Origin of the sequence: Pseudomonas baetica (assembly GCF_002813455.1) — a bacterium.
Taxonomy (GTDB): Bacteria; Pseudomonadota; Gammaproteobacteria; order Pseudomonadales; family Pseudomonadaceae; genus Aquipseudomonas; species Aquipseudomonas baetica.
The window spans coordinates 5,009,458-5,023,326 of sequence record NZ_PHHE01000001.1 but is presented as its reverse complement, the minus strand read 5'-3'; the positions used below and the strand labels follow the sequence as shown (position 1 = coordinate 5,023,326).

Here is a 13,869-nt window from a genome sequence, read left to right as displayed (position 1 = left end):
CCATCCAGAAAGTTAGCGGCGCAGGCTGCGCGGGGTTGCGCTGCAGGGCTTGATCGCGATCACGCTGGCATGCTCCAGGCCATCGCTGGCGGCGTGGCCCTCGAAGTCGATGGCCAGGCCTTCGTAGCCGGCCTCCTCCACCTGCAGCCCGGCAAGCCGGCATTCGCGGGCCAGGATCTCGGGGTCCACCAGGTTGATCAGCGGGGTGCCGTTGAGGGCGTCGCTGGCATGGCTGCCGCTGTCGATGGCATTGCCGGCGCTGGCCTGGACGCGGCTGCGGAAATAGCCGGCGATATCGGCGATATAGCCCGGCCACTCCTCGCCCGCGGCATTGAGGCGCTCGTACTCGTCGACCCGGGCCGCCCAGTGCGGGAAGTACGGGGTGTCGCAGGTCAGGAACAGCTGGCCGCCCGGGGCCAGCCAGCGGGCCATCTTGCGGATCGACTCGCGAAACGCCTGGGGCGCCAGGAAATGCAGGACCCGCGCCGCATGGATCGCCTGGAACCGGCCCGGGGCGAAATCCATGTCCGGCAAGGCGCCGGCCAGTGTGCTCAGGCGCCCGCGCAGGTGTGGCGGCACCTTGTCGGCGAGAATCCTCAGGTGCTGCTCCTCGATATCCACCGCCAGCACCCGGGCGCCCTGCTCCAGCGCGGCGATGGTCGCCACGCCGTAGGCGCAGCCCATGTCCATCACTTCCCTTCCGGTGGTGGCGGCGAACTCGACGAACAGCTGCGAGCAGGCCGGCAGGACGGTGGTCATGGCCCCGGTGCCGTTGAGCGTCGGGATCATGCCCTTGATCTGTTCGGGCATGCTTACCGGCACCGGTCCGGGGGCCGCGTCCAGGTCATTGCCATGGCTGCACACCAGGTCCCGCAGTTGCATCAGCACCTCGCCCGCCCCATCGCAGATATCGATGTCCAGACGGGACACCGTGGACGGCATCTCCACCTGGGCGAAATCGTTGTCGGAGGGGCGCAGCCACAACCAGGCGGCCTGTTCCAGGGCGCCATCGACCCGCACTTCGTCCACCGACAGCAGCGTAAGGGCCGCGACCTCGCAGGCCTGCTCCCGGGCCAGCAAACTGGTGAGTTGCAGCAGTACCATCGCCGGCTGCGTGACCGGGTGCCAGCCGGCCTCGGCCGCATCGGCCGGCAGTTGCAGCGCGGCCACGGATCGGCGTGGCTCGAACAGCGCCTGGCCGCGGATATGCAAGACCGCGTCGCCCTGGCCGGGAGAACTGAGACGGTAATCGATCAGCTCGTGTTCACCGGGGACCAGGGTCAACTCCACGGCGACCGGCTGCCGCTCCACCCACAACGCGTGGGGAAAGACGATGTCGTGCAACACCAGGCCAACCGGTTCGTCGGCCGTCACTTCGGCCGCCTGGCGCGTGGCCTGGATCAGCATGGGCAGGTGCGCCAGTTCGACGAAACGCCGCGACAGGTCGGCGCCGCCAGCGACGAACCAGGGCTCCTGGCCGGTGAATTCCGAGCGGTATTTCTGCGCCATGAAGGTCGACACGTTGTGCTGCAGGATCGGCGCCGGCAACGCCACGGCCGGACCGTTGGCGGGCGCCTGGGGAATCCACAACGCATGCCGGGCAAAGGGATAGGTGGGCAACTGCGCTTTTTTCAGCGCTGGCTGGCCGGCATACAGGCGTTGCCAGTCCACCGCCACCCCGGCGACCCAGATGCGTCCCAGGCCGCGCTGGTTGCGCTCGTCGAGCCACTGCCGCACCACCGGTTGCATCTCCGGGCTGGCGAACAGCTGACGCACATCCTTGCCGGTTTCCAGGTCGCGCTTGAGGAAGGCGCCGGCATCTTCCTGGCCGGACAGCAGGCGCTCCAGGCGCTCGGTCAGTAGCGCCAGCGAATCGGCGAAAACCACCGCGCGGTGTTCGAAGTGTTCACGGCCGGTCTGCAGGGTGCTGGCCACATCCCGCAGGCTCAGCTGCGCGGCCTCGGGGGATTGCAGATGGGCGAGCAAACGCTTGGCGGCCTGCTCGAGCTGGTCCGCGGTGCGGGCGGACAACGGCACCGCCTGCTCGCCAGCGGCGGGCGGCGCCATGGCGGGCGCTTCGGGGGCCAGGTATTCGCCCAGCACCATATGCCCGGTGACGCCGCCGAAACCGAAATTGTGGATGCCGATATGCCGCGCCTGGCGTTGCCCGTCGCGGGTCTTCGGTGCCCAGGCGGCGGTCTCGCGTATCGGTTCGCAGGCAAACTCGCCCTGCCCGGGGTTCCAGTTGAACTCCTCCAGGTTGGCGATCTTGACCAGGGTGTCGTGCTGCAGCGCCAACAGGCTCTTGATCAGCGAGATCACCCCCGAGGCCCCGGAAAAATGCCCCAGCTGGCCCTTCAGGGTGCCGAAGCCGGGCTTGCTGGCGCAGCCCTTGAAGACCTTGTCGAAGGCATTGAGCTCCACCTCGTCGGCCATCGGGTTGGCGGTGCCCTGGGCCTCGATATAGTCGATATCCCGCGGTTGCAGGCCGGCCTGTCCGAGGGCCTCGGCGATGGTTTCGCAGTGGATCTCGGCATTCGGCGCGGTGAGGTACAGGCTCTTGCCGCCATGGCGCACCGACAGGCCCTTGATCACGCCGAGGATGTTGTCGTTGTCGCGCTCGGCCAGCGACAGGCGCTTGAGCATCACCACCCCCAGGCCGTCGCTGAAGAAGTGCCCGTTGGCCTGCTTGTCGAAGGGCCGGACGATGCCGTCGCCGGTGAACAGGCCGAGCTTGCGGTTATAGATGTTCACTTCCGGGCTCAGCACCAGGTTGACGCCGCCGGCGATGGCCGCCTGGGCCTGCCCGGTGCGCAAGGCCGTGATCGCCCGGTCGATGGCGACGAACGAGCTGCTGCAGGCGGCATCCACCGTCGACACCGGGCCCTTCCAGTCGAAATAGTGGGCGATGCGGTTGACCAGCATGGCGTGGGCGTTGCCGGTATTCAGGTGGCCGTCGATCGCCACCTGGCTGGCGCGGATCAGGTCGGCGTAGTCCTTGCGCTCGATGCCCAGGAACACGCCGATTTTCTGCTGGCGCAACTGATCGCGCTGGTAACCGGAGGTTTCCAGGGCTTCCCACACGGTTTGCAGCATCAGCCGGTGCTGGGGGTCGATCAGCGCCGCTTCGCGCGGGGCGATGTTGAAGTGCAGCGGATCGAAGCCGCGCACATCGTCGATAAAGGCGCCGTGATAACAGTCGGTCTTGTCCGGGCTGTCGAGGTCGCCATAGATCGCCCGCCAGTCCCAGCGGTCGGCCGGCACCTCGGAAATGAACGGCTCGTCGTCCACCAGGCGGCGCCAGAAGTCGGCCAGGCTGTCGGACTTGGGCAGGCGCGCGGCCATGCCGATGATCGCGATGTCCTCGTGCAGTGCCGCCGCTTCGTCGTGGTTCTCCGTTCCCGAGCCGGCCTGCGGCCGAGGCCCCTGCCCGGCCGAGGCGCGCACGACTCTGGCAATCGGCTGGACCGTTGCCCCGGCCGCCTGGCCCTGCTCGTGGAAGTAACGCTGCAAGCGCTCGGCGACTACATGCTCGACGTCCACGGAGGCCGTGGCCGGGGCTTCTTGTCCAAGGCCGGCCCTGGGCGCGATGTGGCGCGCCAGGGCCGCCAGCGACGGATGCTCCATAAAGGTCGAGGACGCCAGCCGCAAACCGGGAAACCGCGCGCCGATACGCTGGGAGAACTCGGTCAGGGAAATGGAGTTGAAGCCATAGTCCGCCAGGCTGCGCTCGGGTTCGATTTCGCCCTGGTCGAGGTGGATGGTGGCGACCAGGAAGCCGCTCAGTTCGGCCAGCACCTGTTGCTCGACGAGAGTGCCCCGGGCCGGCGCTGGCGCGGGTTGCTGCACCGACTCATGCAGTTGGCGGATCAGGTCCAGGGCCTGGGCGTCGGAAATGCTCTGGCTGGAAACCTTGTCGATAAAAGCGTTCAGGTAGGTCATCACGAGGCCCTTGAGATTTTCTTCAGTTCCGACAGAAAGTTGTCTGCGTTGATTTCTTTGCGCTGGATCTTGCGGAGCAGGCCCAGGTACAGGCGGTCATGCTCGGCGATCACCCCGTCCTGGGATTGGGTGGCCTGGTCAATGGCCAGCGCCCGGTCGCTGAGGGGCGTGAGGAACTGGCTGTCCCAGTCGAGCCGCAACGGATCGTCGAGCCGGGCCAGGGCCGCCTGCCGTTCCTCGGCAGTAATCTGGCCCTCGGCCGCCAGGCGCGCCACGGCCTCGCTGCCCAGGCCGGCCAGCAGGCGCGCCTTGACGATACTGATTTGCTCGTCACCGGTTTCGTCCTGGATAAAGGCGCGCTGGCGGCTCGCGGCGACGATGGCCGCGGCCCCGGCGCTGGCGTGGGGCCCGCGCAGGCGGTACTGGGCGGGAAAACCCGGGGTATTGAGCAGGCTCCAGAAGGCCTTGAATTCGCGCGCTGGGTCCGGCACCAGGCCGAGCTTCAGGCCGATCACCACGCTGGCCAGGGGGCCCATGATGATCTTGTCGGTATCGGCGGTTTGCCGCCGTTCCTGCTGGCTGAGCCGGTACTTGCCGGAGACCACCTGGGCATACCAGCGCGAAGTCATCTCCAGGTACGGCAAGGTGCCGATCACGCCGATTTCCTGCAGCCCGTACTGGTTGAACAACAGCGGGTCGTCTCGGTGGAACAGCCCCATGGCCAGGTCGCGGACAGGCTCCAGGCCTTGCACATAGTCATACAGCGCCCCGGTGCGGTAGCCGGTGCACAGCACCACCACATCGATGTCCTCGAGCACCTGTTCATGGCCGAGGTGGAAGCAGCGGTTGCCGACGAACTTTTCCACCTGGCCGAAGATCGTCTCGATCTTCCCGGCGTTGACCAGGTCCACCACCTCATCGTTGATGTGAATGAAGGGGTGCTGGCGGAACTCGTTGAGGGTCGGCTGCAAGCCGCTGCGCTGCAGGGCCTCGCTGAAGGCCGGCAGCGCCAGGCGCAGGCGGTCGATATTGCGCTGCGCCCGCAGCCCCGCGGGCATCAGCAGGTTGGCCGGGGAGACAAAGTCGTTGGGCAGGAACCCTACCATCCGCGGCAGGATGAACTTGCGCGAGCGCAGGCTCCAATAGACTTTGGCGGCGACCTTGCTGGCTTCGCCGGCGATGTCCATGCCGCTGACGCCATTGCCGATCACCAGCACCCGCTTGCCCGCCAGCGGCGCGTTGTCGAAATACTGCCCCGAATGCAGCACCTGGCCGGTGAAGGACTCCAGCCCCGGAATCCGCGCGTGGCGCGGAATCTGATATCGCCCGTGGCACAGCGCGACCCCGTCGAAGGTCTCCTGGCGACGGATGCCCGCGGACTCGATTTCCACCTGCCAGCCAGCGCCCTCGGCCTTGACCGAAACGACCCGGGACTGGCAGTGGATATGGCGCTCCAGGTCAAAACGGCTGGCGTAGGCCTGCAGGTAGCGCCGCACATCCTGGACATTGGGAAAGGTATCGCTGATGTCTTCGGGGTAGAAGTCGGAAAAGAAGCTGGTGTCCCTGGAGTTCTGGAAGCGCGTGGTGGTGTAAGTGCCGACCTGTTTGTCGTGCTTGAGGTTCCATACCCCGCCCAGGGTGTCCTGGGACTCGTACACCACCGGCTGGTGCCCCTCCTCCAGCAACGATTTGGCCATGACCAGGCCGCCGGGACCGGCTCCGATCACGCAGATCCTGCGCGCCCCGGGCGTGGCCGCCGGCTCCGACTCGTCCGGGGCCAGGGCGTTGTAGCGCTTGAACTGGAACGGGTACTGCGGCAGCGCCAGTTTCTTCGCGCTGCCGGGCGGATGCAGGCGGTGCCAGGCCGGCGTCACGCCCGCCACCCATTGCGCGGCCAGGGTGGCCAGTTCGCCGTCCGCCGCCAGCTGCCGGCCGCTGTAGAAAATCCCCGCCGGCCAGGCGTCGGCGCCTTCGGCCAGGCCTTCCAGGGCCCGGGCCAGTTGTTCCCGGGCCTCGGCGATCGAGCTGGCGACAAAGGCCAGGCGCGCCTTGAGCCCTTCGCGGCCGACTTGCAGGGTGTAGGCCAGGTCCCGCAGCCGCAGCTGTGAATGGCCCTGCAGGTGGGCCAACTGGTTTTCCAGGACGCTGGCCAGCTGCGCCGGGGTCCTGGCGGAGAACACCAGCAATTGCGCGTCGTGGTCTTCGCCGCGGGTATCGTCCGGCGGGCAGTACTGTTCGACGATCACATGGGCGTTGACCCCGAATCCGTAGCTGTTGATGGCGGCGCGCCGAGGCGTTGCGCCAGCGGCCCAGGGCTGGTTGCGCGCGCTGATCCGGAACACGCTGGAAGACCACAGCCGGGCCACGTCCTCGTCGCTCACGCCGGGTACCCCTGGCTTGATGCCTTGCTGCAGGGCGAACACCACCTTGATCAGCGCCGCCATGCCGGAGGCCACTTCGCTGTGGCCGATACAGGGTTTCAGGCTGCCCAGGGTACAGTCCGCGGTGCTCGCGGCGCCTGGGGCGTGTTCGGCGAACACCGCTTCCAGGGCGTTCACTTCGACCCGGTCGCCGAGCAGCGAGCCGGTGGCATGGGTTTCGATATAGCCCAGCGATTGCGCCGTCACGCGGGCATCGGCCAGGGCGTCGAGCATGGCGTTGCGCATGCCCTCCTGGTTCGGCGCCGTGAGCGACGAGGAGCGCCCGCCGTGGTTGACGCTGCTGCCCTTGATCACTGCCGCGATGCGGTCGTTGTCGGCGAGCGCCCGGGCCAGCGGCTTGAGAATCACCACCGCCGCGCCTTCGGAACGCACGTAGCCATTGGCCCCGGCCTGGAAGGACCGGGTGCTCTGGTCGGGGCTCAGCAGGCCCATGGCGTCGTAGCTGTGAAAATACTCGGGGGACAGCAGCAGGTTGACGCCCCCCACCACCGCCTGCTCGCACTCGCGGTGGCGGATGGCGCGGATCGCCCGGTGCAGGGCCACCAGGGATGACGAACAGGTGGTCTCGATGCATTCGCTGGGCCCCGAGAGGTCCAGGGTGTGGGACAGCCGGTTGGCGACCATGGACACCAGTTGCCCGGTGGCCAGGTAGCCTTTGTTTTCTTCGGCCTGCGCCGCCGCGACCCCGTAGTCGTTCTGCGAGGCGGCAATGAACACCCCGGTACGCCGCTGGCGGAACGCCTCGGCGCTGATACCGGCGTCCTCCAGGGCCCGCCAGGTGTAGGTGAGCATCAGCCGCTGCTGGGGATCGATCAGTTGCGCTTCCTTGGGCGCTACCTGGAAAAACACCGGGTCGAAGTCGAAGGCATCGGCGATGAACCCGGCCCACAGCGGCGCATCGGCGCGCACCAGCTGCGGACGCATCAGGGCCGCGGAGGTCATGCAGTTGCGCCCGGCCAGGACGTTGCCCCAGAACGCCTGCGCGCACCCTGCCTGGGCGAAACTGCAGGCCATGCCGACAATGGCGATGTCCTCTCGCGAGTCGTCGTCCCACGGGTCCCTGCGCTCATCGCCTGCGGGCTGCGGGGCAACGGCGGCCGGCGCCGCTTGCGGGCCATGCAGCAGGCGTTGCGCGATGGCCGTCGGGCTGGCGTGGGCGGCCAGGTCGGCCAGGACCAGTTGCGTGTCGAACCGCCGGTTGAGACGGGCGAGAAAGTCATTGGCCGCGATCGAATTGCCGCCCACCTCGGCGAACAGGCTGTCCGGCTGGATATCCTCCACCCCCAGCAGCGCCTGCCATTGCTCGATGATGTAGCGCTCGACCTCGCCCCGCGCCGCCGTGCTGGCGCCCGCCGCCACGGAAATGGGGCGCTGGGCCAGTGCCTTGCGGTCGACCTTGCCGTTGGGCGTCAACGGAAGACGCTCGATGGCCAGCAGAAAGCTCGGCACCATGAAGCCGGGCAAGCGTTCGTCGAGCCAGTGCTTCAGGCGCCCGGCCAGGGCGGCATCCGGTGCCTGCTGGCGCGGGACGAAGTAGCCGACCAATTGCGCGGAGCCGGCCTGCTGCCGGGCCACCACCACCGCTTGCAGGACCTCGGGATGGTTGTCCAACTGGGCCTCGACATCGCCCATTTCGACCCGGTAGCCACGGATTTTCACCTGGTTGTCGATCCGGCCCAGGTGCTGCAACAGGCCATCGGCCTGCCAGCAGGCCAGGTCGCCGGTGCGATACAGCTTGCCGGAGCTTTCGAAGGGGTTGTCGATGAACTTCTCAGCCGTCAGCTCGGGACGGTTCAGGTAGCCCTCGGCCACCCCCGCCCCGGCGATGCACAACTCGCCCGGCTCGCCGATGGCGCAGTGGCCGCCATCTTCACGCAGCAGGTACAGCCGGGTGTTGGCGATGGGCCGGCCGATGGAAATCGCCTGCCCGGGCTGCAGTTTCTGCAGGGTCGACCAGATGGTGGTTTCGGTCGGCCCGAACATGTTCCAGACCGCATTCCCGGCCTGCTCGAAAGCGCCCTTGAGGGTCTCGGGCATCGGCTCGCCGCCACAGAGGATGCGCAGTTGCGCCAGGGGTTGCCAGCCGGCGCGCAGCAGCATCTGCCAGGTCGCCGGGGTCGCCTGCATCAGGCTGGGGCGGACTTCGGCGATCAGCTTCATCAACTGGCTGGCATCCCCCGCGGTCTCGGCCGGACAGATATGGCAACGCCCGCCGACGATCAACGGCAGGAGCAACTCCAGCCCGGAAATATCGAAGCAATGGGTGGTCACCGCCAGCAGGGTGTCGGCGGCGGACATCCCGGGCACTTCGGCCATCGACAGGAGAAAGTTGCTCAGCGCCCGATGGCTGATCATCACGCCCTTGGGTTGGCCGGTGCTGCCGGAGGTGTAGATGATGTAGGCCAGGCTGCCGGGCGCCGAGACCGGCTCGGGCAAGGGCGACTGGCAGGCGGCGACCAGCGGCCACTGGCGGTCCAGGGCGAGGCTGACGCAGCGCTCGCCCAGCAGTGTGGCGAGCATCGGCTCGACCTCCGCCTGGGTCAGCACCCAGCGGCTGTCGCTGTCCTCGAGCATGTAGCGCAGGCGCTGTTCGGGGTACACCGGGTCCAGCGGAATATAGGTGGCCCCGACCCGGGCGATGGCGAGCATCGCCACCACCAGGTCGGGGGAGCGGTTCATGAACAGGGCGACCCGCGAGCCGGCGCCCACCCCCTGCCCGACCAGGTAGGCGGCCAACTGCCCGCTTTTGTCGGCCAGCTGGCGATAGCTCAGGCGCTGCCGGGCGTCCGCCAGGGCGATAGCGTCCGGGGTGGCCCGGGACCGGGCGTCGAACAACTGATGAAAACCCGCTGCGTTGTTGAAGTCGCGCGCGTTGACGCGCCACGCCGATGGGACAGGATTGACTGACATGGGCTACTCCCCTGAACGGCCGGTGATTTTGTTGAGAAGGATATGAAGGTTGCTCAGGTCCTTGCCGAACTGATTGATCGAATGGCTGTAATTGAGACTGTTGGGGCGGGTGTACTTGATGAAGTTGGCCAGCGAGCCGGTCGCGCTCAGGTCGACGAACAGCGCCTGGCTGCCACTGCTTGCCAGGTGCTTGACCAGGCCATGGAAATCCACGCTCTGGCGGATGACGCGCCACAGGTAATCCCGGGCGTTGCCCAGGTCGCCGGCGTGAATGGCCCGGGCGAACGTGGAGGAGTAATAGGGGATGCGCGGCGCGCCGAACTCGATGCCTTCCAGGATCGCCAGGATCTTGTCCCGGACCGGCTCGATATTGCTGGAGTGAAACGGATACTGCACGGGCAGTTCGATGCAGATCACCCCCATGGCATCCAGGCCCTGCTTGATCCGGGCCAGGTCGGCCCGGGCGCCGGAGACACAGAAATTGTCGGCGAAATTGATCCCGGCCAGCTCCACCCCCTGGTAAAGCCCGGGATGCTGCTGCAGGTGCTCCACCGGCGCCAGCACGCTGAGCATCCCGCCCTTGGGGCAATGCTCGGCCAGCACCCGCGACTGGCGCAGGGTCAGGCGCAGCCCGTCCTGCCAGGACAGGCAACCGCTGACCGTCAAGCCGATGTACTCGCCCAGGCTGTAGCCCAGGACGGCCCTGGGCTCGACTCCTTCGGCGCGCAGCATGGCGGTCAGGCTGTAGCCGACGGCGAACAGCGCGGGATGGGTTTGCAGGATCGAGTCGAACGGCTCGTAGACCCGGCGCGATTCATCGTAGATAACCTTGACCAGGGAAAATCCCGACTCTGCTTCCACCAGGGCGCTGCAGGCATCCATCTGCTGGCGGAAGGCCGGGTTGTGCTGGTACAGCTCGCGGCCCATCTGGAAATACTGGGTGCCTTGCCCGCCATACATGAAGATCGTGTCCCGCGGCGCCGGGGCGACCGGAGCAGGCGGCGCGGCAGTCGGCGCGATGGCCATCGGCGCCTTGACAATCTTGTCGGTCAGTTTGCTCAGGACATTGCCCGGCCCGAGTTCCTCGATCGGCTGGATATCCTGGGTCAGCAGCCAGGAAATGCTTTCGTACCATTTCACCGGATGGGTGATCTGCCCGCTGAGGATGGCGGCGTAATCGCGCTGCGGATAAGGCCGCGCCGTCATGTTCGAGACCACGGGGGTGGACAGGGGCTGTAGCGAGAACCCCGCCAGGTAGTCGGCGAACTCGCGTTCGACATCCTGCATGTAGCGTGAGTGGAAGGCGGCGCTGACGTTCAGCGGTACATAACTGGCGCCGGCCTGCTCGAAGATCGCTCGGGTCGCTTCGCCGACAATATCGTCGTGCAGGCCGGAAAGAATGATCTGATCTGGCGAGTTGATATTGGCCAGGTCGATAGCGTCCAGGCCCTTGTCGCGCAGGACAGTGCGAACCCTTTCCTCGCTCAGGCCCAGCACCGCGGCCATGCCGCCCCTGGGCGCCTGGCTCATCAATTGGCCCCGGCGCTGGACCAGTTGCAGCCCGGTGGCAAAGTCAAAGCCGCCAGCGGCGAAGAGCGCGCAGTACTCGCCCAGGGAATGCCCGGCGAAATACGCCACCTGCTCGTTCCCGGAAGCGCTCTGCAAGCGGTCCAGGTAGGTCAGCGCACTGACCGTATAAAGCGCCGGCTGAGTGTATTGGGTCTGGTTCAGGCGCTGGTCGCGGTCTTCGAGACACAGGTCGACGATGGAGTAGCCGAGAATATCGCTGGCCAGGTCCGTATAGGTTATGAACTTGCCGAACACCGCCTCGCCCATGCCCTTGAGTTGTGAACCCTGGCCAGGAAAAACATAAATCTTTTGCATTCAATCACCTTTTAGCAGGTACAGACGCGCCTCAAAGATGTATTTGATTCAGGCATGCCGCACACTCGGCCCGCAACGAGACTGTCGCAGCCTATATAGAGAGGAGCTGATTAATACCAATCGACTACAGGAGAACTTTTGAGTTCATCCAACATGGCCACTCAATAGCCATTACGGCATCTATCGAATATCGATAAATCCTATCACAGGGAATTAATGGTTTTTGTTAAAAACTGACTGATTTTTTTATGATTAAAAAAATATTCAATTAAATCAATGGTTAATGTTTATATTAAACCTGATTTAGAGTGACTATGCCCCGATTACCTGAAAAACATGAACAAAATTTAACATATAGGTTTGACACCAATTTCATGATCTACATGTCGCCATACGATATCCGGAAGCCATGTAAAACAGTAACTTGAAGTCAGCGAATTATTTAACCGAGTAGTTACTTCCAGCAAAAAAAAGAAAGTGCTTTTTCGCAAGCCTGTCAAGAACTGAAAAGAATGAAAATAATTTCATGAAATAAACATCCTGATACTAATTGCATTTGAAACAGCCTTGATGAATCCGTCTTGGTTTTACGCCGCATACTGTAATTGCGGGCTCTGCCGGCGACCGCTCTAGTGCAATTGGGGGACAAGGCGTTTCATGCCGCGATGTTGAATCGAGGTTGTTCTTCCTCTTTCCTGCCGCACGCCCCCAACACCCAGGCGCTATGCCCGGGTGGCGGAGCAACCAACTATTTTGTCTTAGCCCAGATAACCAACCGTTATTAGTGGCACTCTGCCTTAACCTAACGATGGTCCCGGAAGTCCTTGATTACTTGGCCCATAACAATGCCCGGAGCTTTCTGGCGGTGCTGGCGGCGATGGCAAAAAGCGTTCTTTCCCCTGCCGCGCCGCCCTCGACAGGCATCGGGGCACGCAAAGACTCTCACTCGGTTCAAGGTACTGAACCCAGGACTTCCCCCATGAAAAGGATCTTCAGCATGGCCGCCTTCACTTCGCCAAACCCCATTCGGCAAGCCACCGGGGCCTCCCCTGCCTGATCCTGTGCGCCGTCGGCGCCGACGCGCGCTGGCCTCGGACAACCGGGCAGCGCGCCCATGGGTATCCGCAAGCCAGGTTCCCCCGGGAACAAGGAGGTGTATGAGGCACAAACGCAGCACGCACGCTTGATGAAGACGACAGGCCTTAAATCAAACCTATTGGAGTACACCCAATGAACGGGCACACCAATCCCTCCTTTGACGAAGCCATGCCACTGGGGGCGTCTGATGCGTAATTCATCAATGACCTGCACGAGCTACTGGAACGCCACGGCAACCTGGATCGCTTCGGACTCTGCCTGCTGCATGACCATTTCGCGGTCGACGAGGACGAGATTCTCCTCGAATGCAACGACTTTGAGGCCCGCACCCTGCATCTGGATGTGGTCAAGCGTGATGCCCTGCCGGAAAGCAAATTCACCAGTTGGCGCATTGGCGGCCCGCGCGCCCAGGCCCTGACCGCTTGCGCCATGGACAAATGCAAGGTCGAGGCCCTGACCGCCTGCGCCATGGACAAGTGTAAGGTCGAAGCCTTGACTGCCTGTGCCATGGACAAGTGCAAGTAGTCGCGCTTCCCGCCGATGGCCAGTGGCGGGCACGGGAAAACGACCGGCTGCCGTGCTCCTCCTGGCTCGCGCAGTTCTATGGGCGTCGCCACGGCGCCCTGCTGGGCTCCGGCACGGCGGCGCTGGAACTGGCGCTGCGTCAATCGGGCGTCGCCGCGGGTTGGCGGGTCGCGGTTCCGGCCGCCACCTGCCATCAAGTGGTGGCGGCCGTGCTCAATGCCGACGCGGTGCCGGTGATTATCGAAAACGCCGCCTCGCTGCTGCTCAGCCCTGCCGCCCTGGCGCCCCATATCAATGGCCTGGACGCGGTGATCGGGGTCCATCAGTACGGCCTGCCCTGCGATATCCAGGCCTTGCGCCATCTAGTGGGCGAGCGCCTGCCGATCATCGAAGACAGTGCCGGCGCCTGGGATCTGGTCCGCTCCGGAGCTTCGCTGGTGGTCACGTCCATGGGCCAGGGCAACCCCCTGGATATCGGCGGTGGCGCGCTGTTCGGCGATAGCCCGGTGGATGGAGATCGATGTCTGGTCGCCGGGCCAGCGTTCGCGGCCACGGCCGGCGTCGAGCCCGCCCTTGTCGATCCATGCCCTGCCGGCGCTGATAACCGCCGTCGCCGCGGCCCAGGCGCGTACCCACAGGCTCAGGCAACAGGTGCCGGAGCTGCTGGCGCGGTTGCGCGATTACGGCCTGGAACCCTGGGCCGTCGAAGGCGCATTGGCGCCGATCTGGCAATTCGTGCCGGTCCGCACCCGCGAGCGGTCGCTGTTCGAACGGCTGCGCTGCAGCCCCCATGCCGAGGCCCTGGGGATCTGTGCCCCGGCCCGCGACGCGCTGCGGGAGTTGCCCATGCTCGGGCGCCGTGGCGAGGTGGCCCAGGGGCCGGAACCGCCCCAGGACCTGCACCACAGCTGGATTCTGCTGGACCCGCTCGCCGCTCTCGACCACCCACGGCGCCTCGCCGCCTGGGCCGGAGGCCACTGATGAAACGTCTCGACCCGCTGGATGAACCGAACCATGACCTGGACCTGCCCTTCGCGGCCGGCCCGCGGGTAAGGTAACTGGCGGACTA

At 65.4% G+C, this 13,869-nt stretch carries 5 protein-coding genes and 1 pseudogene; 2 read left to right on the top strand and 4 right to left on the bottom strand.

The genetic code is table 11. The features are described from left to right. Positions 1-12 precede the first annotated feature (12 nt). From ATI02_RS23360 to ATI02_RS32320, 4 genes are all read right to left on the bottom strand, one after another. Complete coding sequence (locus ATI02_RS23360) at positions 13-3,942, bottom strand: beta-ketoacyl synthase N-terminal-like domain-containing protein (RefSeq protein WP_095190427.1); 3,930 nt, start codon at positions 3,940-3,942, stop codon at positions 13-15. Further along, positions 3,942-9,293, bottom strand: a complete 5,352-nt coding sequence (locus ATI02_RS23355; protein ID WP_095190428.1) for an amino acid adenylation domain-containing protein — start codon at positions 9,291-9,293, stop codon at positions 3,942-3,944. The genes ATI02_RS23360 and ATI02_RS23355 overlap by 1 nt, the downstream gene beginning before the upstream one ends. Positions 9,294-9,296: 3 nt before the next feature. Beyond that, positions 9,297-11,177 carry an ACP S-malonyltransferase gene (gene fabD, locus ATI02_RS23350; protein WP_095190429.1) on the bottom strand — a complete coding sequence of 627 codons (1,881 nt, stop codon included), beginning with the start codon at positions 11,175-11,177 and terminating at the stop codon, positions 9,297-9,299. A 1,314-nt stretch (positions 11,178-12,491) separates the two neighbouring features. Next, positions 12,492-12,833, bottom strand: coding sequence for a hypothetical protein (locus ATI02_RS32320; RefSeq protein WP_167394857.1), 342 nt, complete (start codon positions 12,831-12,833; stop codon positions 12,492-12,494). Between ATI02_RS32320 and ATI02_RS32785 the strand changes: the two are divergent. Together ATI02_RS32785 and ATI02_RS32780 are read left to right on the top strand one after the other, a co-directional pair. Then, positions 12,791-13,150 (top strand): annotated as a pseudogene (locus tag ATI02_RS32785) (DegT/DnrJ/EryC1/StrS family aminotransferase); the annotation flags it as partial. The gene ATI02_RS32320 and the pseudogene ATI02_RS32785 overlap by 43 nt on opposite strands. Before the next feature lie 223 nt (positions 13,151-13,373). Next, positions 13,374-13,781 (top strand): hypothetical protein, encoded by a 408-nt coding sequence (locus ATI02_RS32780; RefSeq protein ID WP_238156215.1) that lies wholly within the window; start codon positions 13,374-13,376, stop codon positions 13,779-13,781. Positions 13,782-13,869: the final 88 nt, after the last annotated feature.

Coding starts and splice junctions, on each gene's coding strand:
- fabD (WP_095190429.1), bottom strand. CDS start 11,177: ATGCAAAAGATTTATGTTTTTCCTGGCCAGGGTTCACAACTCAAGGGC.
- ATI02_RS23360 (WP_095190427.1), bottom strand. CDS start 3,942: ATGACCTACCTGAACGCTTTTATCGACAAGGTTTCCAGCCAGAGCATT.
- ATI02_RS23355 (WP_095190428.1), bottom strand. CDS start 9,293: ATGTCAGTCAATCCTGTCCCATCGGCGTGGCGCGTCAACGCGCGCGAC.